The sequence below is a fragment of the Caulobacter sp. FG121 genome, assembly GCF_057809815.1.
The window spans coordinates 75,036-88,534 of the sequence record NZ_JBMDKR010000004.1; the positions used below are offsets into that span (position 1 = coordinate 75,036).

At 67.9% G+C, this 13,499-nt stretch carries 11 protein-coding genes; 7 read left to right on the forward strand and 4 right to left on the reverse strand.

Annotated features, from left to right (window positions below):
• The 3 genes from recG (at nucleotide 1) to ACODSL_RS11880 (ending at nucleotide 3,559) form a co-directional block, all read left to right on the forward strand.
• Nucleotides 1-2,073 (forward strand): ATP-dependent DNA helicase RecG, encoded by a 2,073-nt coding sequence (recG, locus tag ACODSL_RS11870; protein ID WP_488900902.1) that lies wholly within the window; start codon nucleotides 1-3, stop codon nucleotides 2,071-2,073.
• A gap of 137 nt (nucleotides 2,074-2,210) precedes the next feature.
• Nucleotides 2,211-3,188 (forward strand): phosphotransferase family protein, encoded by a 978-nt coding sequence (locus ACODSL_RS11875; RefSeq protein WP_488900903.1) that lies wholly within the window; start codon nucleotides 2,211-2,213, stop codon nucleotides 3,186-3,188.
• Nucleotides 3,185-3,559, forward strand: a complete 375-nt coding sequence (locus ACODSL_RS11880; RefSeq protein ID WP_488900904.1) for a DUF6285 domain-containing protein — start codon at nucleotides 3,185-3,187, stop codon at nucleotides 3,557-3,559. The genes ACODSL_RS11875 and ACODSL_RS11880 overlap by 4 nt, the downstream gene beginning before the upstream one ends.
• Here the strand turns inward: ACODSL_RS11880 and ACODSL_RS11885 are convergent.
• Genes ACODSL_RS11885 through rfaE2 form a run of 4 tightly spaced genes read right to left on the reverse strand, consistent with a single transcriptional unit; the run spans nucleotide 3,533 to nucleotide 8,470 of the window.
• Nucleotides 3,533-4,786, reverse strand: coding sequence for an MFS transporter (locus ACODSL_RS11885; protein WP_488900905.1), 1,254 nt, complete (start codon nucleotides 4,784-4,786; stop codon nucleotides 3,533-3,535). The two genes, ACODSL_RS11880 and ACODSL_RS11885, sit on opposite strands and share 27 nt — an antisense overlap.
• Before the next feature lie 2 nt (nucleotides 4,787-4,788).
• Nucleotides 4,789-5,958: a DUF3089 domain-containing protein gene (locus tag ACODSL_RS11890; RefSeq protein WP_488900906.1), complete on the reverse strand. Its 1,170-nt coding sequence runs from the start codon at nucleotides 5,956-5,958 to the stop codon at nucleotides 4,789-4,791.
• 38 nt (nucleotides 5,959-5,996) lie between these two features.
• Complete coding sequence (gene rfaD / locus ACODSL_RS11895; RefSeq protein ID WP_488900907.1) at nucleotides 5,997-6,998, reverse strand: ADP-glyceromanno-heptose 6-epimerase; 1,002 nt, start codon at nucleotides 6,996-6,998, stop codon at nucleotides 5,997-5,999.
• 5 nt (nucleotides 6,999-7,003) lie between these two features.
• On the reverse strand, nucleotides 7,004-8,470 hold the full coding sequence (gene rfaE2 / locus ACODSL_RS11900) for a D-glycero-beta-D-manno-heptose 1-phosphate adenylyltransferase (RefSeq protein ID WP_488900908.1): 1,467 nt from the start codon (nucleotides 8,468-8,470) through the stop codon (nucleotides 7,004-7,006).
• A 120-nt stretch (nucleotides 8,471-8,590) separates the two neighbouring features.
• Here rfaE2 and ACODSL_RS11905 point away from each other — a divergent pair, with 120 nt between their 5' ends.
• The 4 genes from ACODSL_RS11905 to ACODSL_RS11920 are packed head-to-tail and all read left to right on the forward strand — an operon-like array spanning nucleotide 8,591 to nucleotide 13,413.
• On the forward strand, nucleotides 8,591-10,057 hold the full coding sequence (locus ACODSL_RS11905; RefSeq protein ID WP_488900909.1) for a cryptochrome/photolyase family protein: 1,467 nt from the start codon (nucleotides 8,591-8,593) through the stop codon (nucleotides 10,055-10,057).
• Entirely contained in the window at nucleotides 10,054-11,358 is a 1,305-nt protein-coding gene (locus tag ACODSL_RS11910; RefSeq protein WP_488900910.1) for an NAD(P)/FAD-dependent oxidoreductase, read from the forward strand. The genes ACODSL_RS11905 and ACODSL_RS11910 overlap by 4 nt, the downstream gene beginning before the upstream one ends.
• On the forward strand, nucleotides 11,355-12,236 hold the full coding sequence (locus ACODSL_RS11915) for a DUF1365 domain-containing protein (protein ID WP_488900911.1): 882 nt from the start codon (nucleotides 11,355-11,357) through the stop codon (nucleotides 12,234-12,236). Before ACODSL_RS11910 ends, ACODSL_RS11915 begins: the two co-directional genes overlap by 4 nt.
• Nucleotides 12,172-13,413, forward strand: a complete 1,242-nt coding sequence (locus tag ACODSL_RS11920) for a class I SAM-dependent methyltransferase (RefSeq protein ID WP_488900912.1) — start codon at nucleotides 12,172-12,174, stop codon at nucleotides 13,411-13,413. Before ACODSL_RS11915 ends, ACODSL_RS11920 begins: the two co-directional genes overlap by 65 nt.
• Nucleotides 13,414-13,499: the final 86 nt, after the last annotated feature.

Genomic DNA, 13,499 nt, shown 5'->3' on the forward strand with positions numbered 1-13,499 from the left:
ATGCGCCCCGAGATTCTGTTCCCGCTGTTCGCTCCGGTCAGCACGCTGAAAGGCGTGGGGCCGAAGGTTGAGCCTCTGGTGGAGCGGGTCGCCGGGCCGCTGGTGCGCGACGTGCTGTTCCTGGGGCCCCAGTCGCTGATCCATCGCACGCCGACCACGGTCGACAGCGTCGTCGACGGCCAGGTGCACACCCTGATCGTCGATGTCGAGACGCACACCAGGCCCGCGCGCATGGATATCCCCTGGAAGATCAGGTGCTTCGACGGGACGGCCTTCCTGACGCTGATCTGGTTCAAGGGGCACGGCGACCATCTGCTGCGTCAGCACCCGATCGGCGCGCGGCGCGCGGTCAGCGGCAAGATCGAGCGCTGGGGCAACGAGATCCAGATGGCTCATCCGGACTACATCCTGCCGGTCGAGCGCGCCGCCGAGATCCCCGAAACAGAAGCGGTCTACCCCGCCACCGCCGGCCTGCCGGCCCGCACGGTGCGAAAGCTGGCGCTGGAGGCGCTGTCGCGGGCCCCGGAGCTGCCGGAGTGGCAGGACGCCGCCTGGGTCGCTCGCGAAGGGTTCATCGGCTGGCGCGCGGCGCTGGAGCGGTTCCACAATCCGCAGTCCGATGCCGACCTCTCGCCGCTGGCGCCGCATCGCCGCCGGCTGGCCTATGACGAGCTGCTGGCCCATCAACTGGCGCTGGCCCAGCGCAAGGCGGCCCGTCGCGCGCAGCCGGCCCCGGTGATCCCGGCCGGCGCCCTCGCCGACCGCGTCGAGGCCGCCCTCCCGTGGAAACTCACCGGCGCCCAGATCCGCGCCCTTTCGGAGGTGCGCGGCGACCTGCAGTCTGGCGAGCGCATGAGCCGGCTGCTGCACGGCGATGTCGGGGCCGGCAAGACCATCGTCGCCATGCTGGCCATGGCTGACGCTGCGGCGGCGAACCTGCAGTCGGTGCTGATGGCGCCGACCGAAATCCTTGCACGGCAACACTTCGAGACCATCGCCGCGCCGCTTGAGGCCCAGGGCCTGCGGGTCGTGCTGCTGACCGGCCGCGACAAGGGCGGGGTGCGGACCGAGAAGCTGATGGCCCTGATGGACGGCACGGCCGACGTCGCCGTCGGCACCCATGCCCTGTTCCAGGACGATGTGCGCTATCGATCGCTCGGCCTGACCGTCATCGACGAGCAGCACCGCTTCGGCGTCAGCGAGCGCAAGCGGCTGCAGGACAAGGGCGAGAGCGTCCACCTGCTGGCCATGTCCGCAACGCCGATTCCGCGCACGCTGGAATTGACGGTATTCGGCGATCTCGACGTCAGCCGCATCGACGAGAAGCCGCCGGGGCGCACGCCGGTCGCAACCCGGGCCGTCCCCTCCCCACGCATGGGCGAGATCATCGCCCGACTGCAGGAAGCCGTCCGTGGCGGAGCGCAGGCCTTCTGGATCTGTCCGATGGTCAGCGAGAGCGAGTTCGCCGACCTCGCCGCCGCCGAGATCCGGGCCCGCGAGCTGCAAAAGGTCATGGGGGCCCAGGTCGGGCTGGTGCATGGCCAGATGCCGGCCGCCGAGAAGGACGCGGTCATGGCGGAATTCGCCGAGGGCCGCCTGCCGGTGCTGGTGGCGACCACGGTCGTCGAGGTCGGGGTCAATGTGCCCAACGCCACCATCATGGTCATCGAGCAGGCCGAACGGTTCGGCCTCGCCCAGCTGCACCAGCTGCGCGGCCGGGTCGGCCGAGGCCGGCGGGAGAGCGCCTGCGTCCTGCTCTACGACCCGCCGCTCTCGGACACCGCCCAGCAGCGGCTGGATATCCTGAGGCGCACCGACGACGGCTTCCTGATCGCCGAGAAGGATCTGGAACTGCGCGGGGGCGGCGACCCGCTGGGCCTCAAACAGAGCGGCTTCCCAGCCTATCGCCTCGCCGACCCGGCGGCCCACCGCGCGATGATCGCGACGGCCGCCGACGACGCACGGCTGATTTTGAACCGCGACCCGGGCCTGACCTCCGAACGGGGCCAGGCGGTGCGCGTGCTGCAGGAACTTTTCGACTGGCGCGCCGGCGGTTTGACTGACGCCGGGTGAAGGCGTGCGTGGTTCGAGATGCGGCCCTGAGGGGCCGCTCCTCACCATGACGAGCCTTGTTGCAACCCACTCAAAGGCGTCATCCTGAGGAGCCCGCGTCAGCGGGCGTCTCGAACGACGCAAGACCGGACGTGCCAGTGACCGACCTGAACCAGGCCCTCAATGATATCGCCCCAGAGCTGGGCGGTTCCGCCATCTCCGGCCTTCGTCGCCTGTCCGGCGGCGCCAGCCAGGAAACCTGGGCCTTCAGCCTCGATAACGGCCGGCCGCTGATCCTTCGTCGCAAGCCGCCCGGGACCGCCGGGGTCACCGGAACCCAGACGCCGCTGGCGACGGAGGCGGCGCTGATCCGTGCGGCGGCCCTGCAGGGCGCGCCGGTGCCGGAGGTGCTGGCCATCTGCGATCCCGACAGCGATGTCGGCGAGGCCTATGTCATGGCCGCGGTCGAGGGGGAGACTCTCGGCAAGCGCATCGCCCGCGACGACAATTTCGCCGCCATCCGCCCCCGGCTGGCCTACCAGTGCGGCGAGGCCCTGGCCCGCATTCACGCGATTCCGCTCGACGAGAACCTGCCGCCGCTGAACCGGTCGAGCGCGCTGGACGAACTGGAAAAGTACGAGACGGTCTACCGGAACCTGGGCGCCCGCCGCCCGATCCTCGAGGCCGCCTTCCGGTACCTGAAGGACCGCGCGCCGCCGCTCGACCGCCCGGTCATGCTGCACGGCGACTTCCGGAACGGGAACATCATGTTCCACCCCGAGACCGGCCTGGCCGCGGTGCTCGACTGGGAGCTGGTCCACATCGGCGACCCTGCCGAGGACATGGGCTGGGTCTGTACAGCGTCCTGGCGGTTCGGCGGCGCCAAGCCCGTCGGCGGCTTCGGCGACTACGCCGACCTGCTCGCCGGCTATGAGGCGGCCGGCGGGACGCCGATCCCGCTGGAGCGGGTGCTGTACTGGCAGATGCTGGGTTCCCTGAAGTGGGGCGTGATGTGCGAGGGCATGTACGCCTCGTTCGCCAACGGAACCGACCCGTCAGTCGAGCGGGCGATGATCGGCCGCCGCACCTCGGAATGCGAGATCGACCTGATGGCGTTGCTGGAGCGCGCGGCATGATCACCCATCCCACCGCCCCCGAACTGATCGACTCGGTGATCAGGTTCATCGAGGAGCGCGCCGCGCCGCAGCTGAAGGACCGCGACGCCTTCCTCTGCCGGGTGGCCGTCAACGCCCTGGCCGCCGTCAAGCGCGAGATCCAGCAAGGGCCGGACGCAGAGGAAGCCGCCGTTGTCCGCCTCCGCGCCCTGCTCGGCCGCGACGGCGACTTCGCCACTCTCAATGCCGCGCTCTGCGACGGCATCCAGGATGGAACCATCGATCCGCTGGATCCGGCGGTTCTGGCGCATATGAAGTCCAGCATCATCGATCAGGTGCGGATCGATCAGCCGCAGTACAGCGGGCTAAGAACCCTCACCCAGGGCTCGTAGGCTCCACAACGGCGACAGCGCAGGGATCAGCTCGGCCAGCAGAAGGCCGACGCAGGCGGTGACGAGGGCCTCGCGCACGCCGATGGATGTCGCCAGCGCGCCGCATATCAGCGCCCCGATGATGAAGCCGGCGCCTCGCGCGATCTGGAAGATGGCGCCGACCCGTCCGAGCGCGTCCTCAGGGATCAGGGTCTGCTGCAGGGTGGTCGTCGGGATCATCGCCGCAACACCGAACGCATCGCCGACCAGCTGCGAGGCCATCAGGAACACCATGCCCCAGACCGGATCGGCGGGGGCGAACGGAATCAGGAAGAAGGACGCGGCCGCGATCACGCCACAGACGATGATGGCCGGCCCCACGCCCAGCACTCTGGTGATCCGGGGCGCCAGGACCGCGCCAAGCAGGGCGCCGATTCCGCCGACCGCGATGGTCACGCCCAGAGCCGCCGGCGTCAGCCCCAAGGTCTTGAGCGCGAACAGGGCGTAGAGGCTGCCGAAGAACGCGAAGAAGGTCATCTGCAGCGCGAACAGGAACAGCAGTGGTCGCACCCGGGGCTCGGCCATGACCGTGCGCCAGCCGAAAGCGAGGTCCGCCGCCCAGTGTTGCGACCCGGCCGGTTGTTCGACGGCCGTCTCCCGGGCCTTGATGCCGCCGAGGAGCAGCGCCGAGAGCAGATAGGTCACCGCATCGATGGCGATGGCGAAGGGCGCGGTCAGCAGCTGGAACAGGACGCCCGCCACGGCCGGGCCGCCGATCTCGGCGGTGGACTGCGTGACGGTGAGTTTGGTGTTGCCCTCCATCAGGTCGTCCGTCTCGACCAGCGACGGCAGGAAAGCCCGGTCCGCCAGGTCGAACAGCACCGTCGCCGCCCCGACGAGCGCCGCGACAATGTACAGCTGCTCCATCCCCAAAAGATGTAGCCACGCGGCCATCGGCACCGTCATCAGGACGGCGGAGCGGAGCAGGTCGGTTCCGATCAGGATCGCCCGACGGCTGGTGCGGTCGACGAATCCGCCCGCGACAAGGCCTACGAGCAGTCCCGGTCCCATCGACAGGGCCGCCAGCACGCCCAGCTGCGCCGGACTGGCGTCCAGGGTCATTACGGCCGCTAGCGGAAGTCCCTCGCGGGTAATGCGGGCGCCAAAGGCCGATACCGTCTGGGCTGACCACAGCTTCAGGAAATCAGGGTGACGCCAGAGCGCGCCGGACAGGGCGGGCAGAGCCACAGCTAGTCGATCCTGTGGACCGGAGAGGTCGTGACAGCGACCGAGTCGGTAATCGGCGGCGCGGCGCGGCCGTACATCTGACGGCCCATCAGAATCGAGACGCGCGTCTGCGCATCAGTCTCCAGATCGCCATAGAACAGGTTGTAGGGCGCGACCTTCAGCCGGTCGGCCCAGCCCCGGGCGGGGCGGAAGGCCGAGGACTTCGGCTTTGACACATCAAGGAAGCCGTCGACGCAGCGGGTGCGGACTTCACGCTTGAGGAAGGGCGGCTGGACGCCCCAGCCCATGCCGCTGGCATTGGCGGCGCCGATATTGTCGCGTTCGCCCGCCGGATCATTGTTCAGAGCGCCGGTCAGCGGATTGACGCAGAGGGCCGCGCGATCCCCGAGCTCGACCAGCGCGCCGCTGTCGTCCCAGACCAGGGCCCGCTCCTGCATTTCGCGGCGGTCCCCGTTGGGCGGCGTGGCCCAGGCGACGACGCAGCGGGCCTGATTGCGGCGCGTGCAGGTGGGGGTCGGAGCGTCCCCGCCATAGCCCGCGGCGGGCACGACCGTTTCGATCAGGTAGGCCCCGGCAAGACGGGCGCGAAGCGCTGGATCCGGCGCAATCTCTTCACGCAACAGACGTTCCGCCAACAAGCCGCCCTGCTCCACGCCGACCAGCACCAGCGGTCGCCCGCTGTCCTGGTGAGCGCGCCAGTAGCGGAAAGCCGCGCGGATGTCGGTGTAGGCGAAGGCCCGCGCGGCGCGCGCATCTTCGCGAAGGGTCAGCTGCGAATAGAGGCTCGCCTGACGATAGCGGGGGGCGATGATCCGCCCGACCCGCGCGAAGGGTCCGGCATAGTTGGGCAGCATGACCCGGTCCAGCAGTCGCGCCGCGTCCTGATCGCGGAACGGCGCGTTCCAGTGCTTGCCGCCGTTGTAGGTCGTGGGATGAATGAAGAAGACGTCCGCCGGCAGGCTGGCGGCGGGATGCTCATCGATCGGAAGGACCCAGGCGCGGGTCTCGGCGTAGTTCGGCGCTTTCGGGGGCGTATAGGCCTGGAACGGAACCTTCGGGTCGAGCGACGTCCGCAGGATATCACCGCGCAGCACGAACGCGACCACGGCCAGGACGATCACGAAAGCCGCGACTCCCAGCGCAATCCAGCGTTTGAATCCCGTTACGGCCATGGCGCCAGCGTTACACGAGTGACCGACCGTCGAGAACCCTAGCGATAGGGATCCGCGGCGTTCAGGAACCCGCCCACATAGTCGCCGATACCGTCTTCCAGCGGCGTCATCTGTCCCGGGTATCCGGCCTCGCGGAGGCGATCCATCTTCGCCTCGGTGAAGTACTGGTATTTGTCCCGGATCGAGGTCGGCATCGGGATATAGTCGATCTGCGGTTCACGGCCGGCGGCCTTGAACACGTTCTCGGCCATGTCCTTGAAGGACCGGGCCTTGCCCGAACCCAGGTTGAAGACGCCGTTGACCTGTTCGTTTTCGCTCAGCCACTGCACCACGTCGGCGACATCGCGCACGTAGACGAAGTCACGCAGCTGGCCGCCGTCGGCGTAGTCCGGATTGTGGGACTTGAAGAGCTGGACCGCCCGCCCCTCGCGCACATGCGGCCAGATCTGCGAGGCGACGGACTTCATCGACGCCTTGTGCTCCTCGTTGGGGCCATAGACGTTGAAGAACTTCAGGCCGACCCACTGCGGCGGGGCGTAGTCGCGGGCCGCCTGGCGGGCCGCGAAGACGTCGAACAGGGCCTTGGACCAGCCGTAGGTGTTCAGCGGGCGAAGCGCCTTGAGGGCGTTCAGGTCGTTGTCGTCATCGAACCCCTGGGCGCCGTCGCCGTAGGTGGCCGCCGACGAGGCGTAGATCAGCCGCCGTTGGCGGTCGGCGCACCAGCGAAAGAGGTCGCGGGACAGGCCGAAGTTCTGGTGGATGATCTTGTCGGCGTCCGGCTCGGTGGTTGAGCTGATGGCGCCCATGTGGATCACCAACGCGACGTCCTGCCAGCGCTTCTCCAGCCACTCCATCATGTTTTCGGGGGCCACGAAGTCGCCGATCGGGTGTTTGGCGAGATTGCGCCACTTGCCGAGATCCGCGCCGCCCAGCCAGTCACAGGCCACCAGATCCAGCGACGGATCCTCGGCCAGCCTGGCGATGATGTTGGAACCGATAAAGCCGGCCCCGCCGGTGACGAAGATGATGCGGCGGCTCATGGAACTCAGGCTTTCTCGATCATGCGGGCGATGGCGGCGGTGGTGGAATAGCCCTCGACGATGGCGGCGAGCTTCACCTCTCCGCCCCAGGAGGCGACCAGGTCATGGCCGACGACGCCTTCGACAGTGTAGTCGGCGCCCTTGATCAGGACGTCAGGTCGGGCGGCCTTGATCAGCTCGGCCGGCGTGTCCTCGTCGAACGGCGCGACAAGGTCGACGGAGCCAAGCCCGGCCAGCACGAGGGCACGGGATTCCAGATCGTTGACCGGACGCCCCTCGCCCTTCAGCGCGCGGACGGAACGGTCGCTGTTCACCCCGACGATGAGCCGGTCACACCAGCTGCGGGCCTGGGCGAGGTAGGCGACGTGACCCTTGTGCAGGATATCGAAGCAGCCGTTGGTGAAGCCGACCTTGAGGCCCTGGGCGCGCCAGGCGGCGGCCTTTTCGGCCATCTGGGCGGGCAGAACGACCTTGGCTTCGGACGGGGCAAGATGGGCCGCGATCTCGGCCTCGACCAGATCCTGCGGCGTGGCGACAGCGGTGCCAGCCTTGCCGACCACGACGCCGGACGCCAGCAGGGCGAACGTCACCGCATCCTCCGGGCTTGCCTTGGCGGCGAGGGCCAGACCGAGCGCCGCCAGTGCGGTGTCGCCGGCGCCGGAGACATCGAACACCTCTCTTGGCCGGCCGGGGAAGTGGCGCACCGGCTGCCCGCGAACGGCGAGGCTCATGCCCCTGGCGGCGCGGGTGACCAGCACCGCCTTTGCCCGGGACAGATCGAGCGCCCGCGCCAGGGCGGCCTCGATCTGGTCGTCGGTGTCCGTCGGCAGGTCGGTGGCCGCGGCCAGTTCGGCGGCGTTGGGTTTGACGATGTCCGCCGCGCCGTAACGAGCGAAGCTTCGGGCCTTGGAATCGACGATCAGCACGGCGCCCGACGCACTAGCGGCGGAAAGGCAGGCCTCGATGACCGCCGGGGTCACCGCGCCCTTGCCGTAGTCGGACAGCAGGATGCAGCCAGCCTCGCGCGCGGCGTGGCGTACGGCTGTGACGAGGCGTCCCTCGGTCTCCTTCCCGGCGGCCCGGGAATCTTCGGAGTCGACGCGCAGCAGCTGCTGGCCGGCCGCGACATAGCGGGTTTTCACGGTCGTCGGCCGGCCGCGCTCGGCGACAAGATGGCCTTCCATCCCGGCTTCAGCGCCAATCAGCCCGAGCGCCTCGTTGGCGGCGGCGTCATCGCCGATCACGCCGGTCAAAGCCGCCAGGCCGCCCAGCGCCGCGACGTTTCGCGCCACGTTGCCGGCGCCGCCGAGCATGGTGGTCTCACGACCCCGCGCCAGCACCGGCACAGGGGCCTCGGGCGAGGTCCGATGAACCTCGCCGTAGACGAACCGGTCGATCATCACGTCACCAACGCAGGCGACGCGAACCCCGGAAACGGCGGACAGCAGTGACTGAAGGGAAGCCAGATCCATGAGGTCAGGGTGTGAGCGTTGACGTGGGGGTGGTCAAGACGGCGCGCAAGACTTCGTTATCCGCCCTGATCCGCCTGCCGGGCCGATGATCCGACCGGCGATCAAGGCCGTAGACCGCTCGTGACCAGCACAACAGTACCTTTGCAGATTGCCGCGCCCGCCGTTGTCTGGCTGCGCCAGGACCTGCGGCTGACGGACAATCCGGCCCTGGCGGAAGCCTCCGCGGGCGGTCGACCCGTAATACCGGTCTATATACTCGACGACACGCCCGACGCCCGCCCGCTCGGCGGCGCAACGCGGTGGTGGCTCGACAAGTCGCTGAAGGCGCTCGCGGCCGATCTGCAAGCGCGCGGCTCGCGGCTCATCCTGCGACGCGGCGATCCTGCTCATCAGCTGAACGAGATCATCGCCACGACCGGTGCGACGGCGGTGTACTGGAACCGTCTGTACGACAAGCACGCGGTCGCCCGGGACAGCGCCATCAAGTCCGACCTGACGGCCGACGGCTTTCTGGCGGTGTCCTGCAACGGCGGGCTGCTCAACGAGCCCTGGGCGGTCAAGAACGGCTCGGGTGAGGCCTATCGCGTGTTCACACCCTACTGGCGCGCGGCCCGGGGATTGACAGTCGTTCCGCCTGAGACGCCCGCGTCGCCGTCGATCGCCGCGCCGCAGGTCTGGCCCGACAGCGACAGACTGGCCGACTGGGCCCTGCACCCGCATTCGCCTGACTGGTCGACGGGCTTCTCGAACTGGACGCCAGGCGAAGCGGGCGCGCGGTCGCGGCTTGAGCAATTCCTCACCGGGGCCATCGACGGTTACAGCGCTCAGCGGGACCTGCCCGGCGTCGATGGCACCTCACGCCTGTCGCCGCACCTGCACTTCGGCGAAATCGGTCCGCGACAGGTCTGGCGGGCGGTCCACGCCGCCGCGGCGATGGGCGATGCGCCGGAGGCGCAAGCCGACAAGTTCCTCGCCGAACTGGGGTGGCGTGAGTTCAATCACCACATCCTGTTCTACTGGCCGGATCTGCCGACGGCCAATTTCAAGCCGGCCTTCGACCAGTTTGTCTGGCGCGACGATGACGCCGGTTTCCAGGCCTGGACGCGCGGACAGACCGGCTACCCGATCGTCGACGCCGGCATGCGCGAGTTGTGGGCGACCGGCTTCATGCACAATCGCGTCCGGATGATCGTCGCCTCGTTCCTGATCAAGGATCTGATGGTCGACTGGCGCGCCGGCGAGCGCTGGTTCTGGGACACTCTGGTCGACGCCGACATCGCCCAGAACGCCGCCAACTGGCAGTGGGTCGCGGGATCAGGCGCGGATGCATCCCCGTATTTCCGCATCTTCAACCCTGTAACCCAGGGTCAGAAATTCGACGCCGCCGGTGACTATGTCCGTCGATGGGTCCCGGAACTCGCAAGGCTGCCGGACGATGTGATCCACGCGCCTTGGACCGCCTCGCCGCTCGACCTTCGCCAGGCAGGCGTCGTGCCTGGGAAAACCTATCCCCACCCCATCGTCGACCACGCCAGGGCGCGCGACCGCGCCCTCGCCGCCTATGCCGCCGTCAGGAGCGCCGCATGAAGATCGCCGTCATCGGATCCGGCATCGCCGGGCTCGGCGCCGCCTGGGCGCTCGAAGGCCTGCACGAGTTGGTCGTTTACGAAGCCGACGACCGTCTCGGGGGCCACGCCAACACCGTGACCATCGACTATTCCGGCAAGGCGATCGACGTCGACACCGGCTTCATCGTCTACAACGAAGAGAACTATCCAAACCTGCGCGGTCTGTTCGGAGCGCTCGATGTCGAGACCCGCCTGACCGACATGAGCTTCGCCTGCGCCGGCGGCGGCGTGGAATGGTCTTCCAACTTTCCGCGTGGCGTCTTCGCCCAGAAGCGCAACCTCGTGCGGCCCGATTTCCTGGGCATGCTCAATGATATCCGGCGGTTTTATGCGGTCGCTCGCACCGACCTGCTGAAAGGCGGAATCGACGATCTCACCCTCGGCGCCTGGCTGAAGTTGCGGCGGTTCGGCGGCGGCTTTCGCGATCGCTTCCTGCTGCCCATGGGCGCGGCCATCTGGTCGACGACCGAGGGCGGCATCGGCGACTTCCCGGCAGAGAGCTTTCTGCGCTTCCTCCAAAACCATGGCCTGCTGCAGTTCAAACCCCCGCAGTGGCGCACGGTGGTCGGCGGCAGCCGCCGCTATGTGCAGAAGATCGGCGCGGCGCTCGGCGACAGCGTCCGGCTCAACGCCCAAGTTCTTGAGGTGCGCCGCACCGACGCCGGCGTCGTGGTCCTCGACAGCCAGGGTCGCGAAGAGCTGTTCGACCACGTGATCCTCGCCTGTCACGCACCCGAGGCGCTCGCCGTTCTGGCGGACGCGGATGGCGAAGAGCGCGCCCTGCTGTCAGCCATCCGCTACGCCCCCAACCGGGCGTTCCTGCACCGGGATCCCGCCTTGATGCCAAGCCGGGAGTCCGCATGGGGAAGCTGGAACTACGTTACCAATACGGGTGAGAAATCAGACCCTTACGTCACATACTGGATGAACAATCTGCAGGGCCTCGACGCGACGCGCCCGCTGTTCGTCAGTCTCAATTCCCCGGAGCCGAACCCGGACCTGACCTTCGCCGCCTTCGACTATGAGCATCCCCAGTTCGATACGCCCGCGCTCGCCGCCCAGCGCCGCTTCGGTCGCATCCAGGGACGGGGCGGCGTCTGGTACGCCGGGGCCTGGCTTGGGTACGGATTCCACGAGGACGGGGTGACCTCGGGCGTGAAGGTGGCGCTGGCTCTGGGGGGCAAGGCACCCTGGGCGTTCGTCGACCATCGCGTCGCCGACCTCAGCGAATCGCCAGCGGCGCTGGCGGCCGCCGCATGACAGCGGCCCTCTATGTCGGCGAGACGGTTCACAACCGCCTGTCGCCAAAGCCACACCGGTTTCGCTATTCGCTGTTTCAGCTCCTGCTGGATGTCAACCGCCTCGACGAGGACCTCGCCGGCCTGATCCTCCTGCGTCGGGGGCGGTTTGGGCTTTTCTCCATCGACGACCGTGACCACGGCTGGCGCGACGGGCGGTCCCTCCGCAGCTGGGTCGAGGCGCGGCTGAAGGAAACCGATGTCGCTGCGACGGCCCACCGGATCCGCCTGCTGACCTTCCCCCGTGTCCTTGGCTTCGTCTTCAATCCGATTTCGCTGGTCTACGTCGAGGACATCGCCGGGAACCTTGAGGCGGTCATCTATGAGGTCAACAGCACGTTCGGCCAGACCCACGCCTACGTCGCTCCCGCTTCCGGAAACGGCCCGCAGCGCCAGACGGTCCCCAAGGCCCTTTTCGTATCGCCGTTCTTCGCGGTGGAGGGCGACTATAGGTTCGATGTCACCCCGCCGTCCGAACATCTGAATCTGTCGATCGTCAAATCCACAGACGGACGTCCTGACTTTACCGCCACACTGGCGCTGCAACGCCGGCCGCTCACCGACCGGGCGCTGCTCGGGCAGTTCTTCGCCATGCCGCTGATGACCCTCAAGGTCCTCGCGACGATCCATTGGGAAGCGTTTCGGCTGTTCCTGAAGGGTATTCCACTGGTTAGCCGGCCACCCTCACCTGATGTCGGCGCAAGCCGCGCCACACTTCTCTCTCGTGCGACGGGAAAAAACCATGATACTCTCGGCAGGACGGAAAGTAGCGGACATGACGTTCACGGACCTGACACACGCCCCGAAAGGCCGCGCCAGCGAACCCGACGCGTTGCGTAACGCCCCGGCGGTGTTCCGCACCGGGGTCCGGATCTGCGCCGACAACTGGCGCGAAGGGACCCTCACCTGGGTGCTCCCTGACGGAACCGAAATTCCCTGTCACGGCCGCGAGCCGGGTCCGGACGCCCGGCTGATTGTCAGGGACTACCGGTTCATCCGCCGCTGCCTTGTCGCCGGTTCGGTCGGATTCGCCGAAGGCTACATGGCCGGGGAATGGGACAGTCCTGACCTGGCGGCCCTGCTGTCTGCGTTCGCCCTCAACTTCGACCGGCTGGAAGCGCTGGTCAGCGGTAACCCGATTGTCCGGGCGATCAACATCGTCAGCCACATGCTGAACCGGAATGACCGCAAAGGCTCGAAGAAGAACATTCACGCCCACTACGACCTGGGCAATCCCTTCTACGAGCGCTGGCTGGACCGGACGATGACCTACAGCTCGGCGGTCTACGAGAAGCCGGGCGAGCCGCTGGACCTGGCCCAGACACACAAGTACGCCGCCCTCGCCCGTTCGATGGACCTGCGGTCCGGCCAGAGCGTGCTCGAGATCGGCTGTGGCTGGGGCGGCTTCGCCGAATTCGCCGCCGCGGAGGTCGGCGCAACGGTCACCGGCATCACCATTTCGCGGGAACAGTATGATTTCGCGAAGAAACGGCTGTTCGAGAAGGGGCTGGCTGAAAAGGCCGACATTCGCCTCGTCGACTACCGCGATGTCGACGGCAAGTTCGACCGCGTCGCCTCGATCGAGATGTTCGAGGCCGTCGGGGAGGAATACTGGCCGACCTATTTCCGCAAAATCCACGACGTGCTCTCGCCCGGCGGCCGCGCCGGCCTGCAGATCATCACCATCCGCGATGAGCTGTTCGAGGGCTACCGCCGCCACGCCGACTTCATCCAGAAGTACATTTTCCCGGGCGGCATGCTGCCCAGCGAGACGCGGCTGAGGCAGGAAACCGGCCGCGCCGGTCTGACCTGGGACCAGGCGCCCGCCTTTGGCCAGCATTACGCCGACACGCTTGCCGAATGGGGCCGCCGTTTCGAGGCCGCCTGGGACGATATCCGCCGCCTCGGATTCGACGAGCGCTTCCGCAAGATGTGGCGATACTACCTCGCCTATTGCGAGGCCGGCTTCCGCACCGAGCGGACCAACGTCATCCAGCTGGGTCTGTCGAGAGCCTAGGGCGCCTTCAGATATTCTGGGGTTGCGATCCGGCGGGCGCGCATGATGTAGGCTGGACCATCAGGTCGTCGTTCGGCCGCCGGAAA

What these genes read in the sequence shown, in the direction of transcription:
- recG (WP_488900902.1), top strand. Translation starts at nt 1, where the DNA reads ATGCGCCCCGAGATTCTGTTCCCGCTGTTCGCTCCGGTCAGCACGCTG.
- ACODSL_RS11880 (WP_488900904.1), top strand. Translation starts at nt 3,185, where the DNA reads ATGATCACCCATCCCACCGCCCCCGAACTGATCGACTCGGTGATCAGG.
- ACODSL_RS11890 (WP_488900906.1), bottom strand. Translation starts at nt 5,958, where the DNA reads ATGGCCGTAACGGGATTCAAACGCTGGATTGCGCTGGGAGTCGCGGCT.
- rfaD (WP_488900907.1), bottom strand. Translation starts at nt 6,998, where the DNA reads ATGAGCCGCCGCATCATCTTCGTCACCGGCGGGGCCGGCTTTATCGGT.
- rfaE2 (WP_488900908.1), bottom strand. Translation starts at nt 8,470, where the DNA reads ATGGATCTGGCTTCCCTTCAGTCACTGCTGTCCGCCGTTTCCGGGGTT.
- ACODSL_RS11910 (WP_488900910.1), top strand. Translation starts at nt 10,054, where the DNA reads ATGAAGATCGCCGTCATCGGATCCGGCATCGCCGGGCTCGGCGCCGCC.
- ACODSL_RS11915 (WP_488900911.1), top strand. Translation starts at nt 11,355, where the DNA reads ATGACAGCGGCCCTCTATGTCGGCGAGACGGTTCACAACCGCCTGTCG.
- ACODSL_RS11920 (WP_488900912.1), top strand. Translation starts at nt 12,172, where the DNA reads ATGACGTTCACGGACCTGACACACGCCCCGAAAGGCCGCGCCAGCGAA.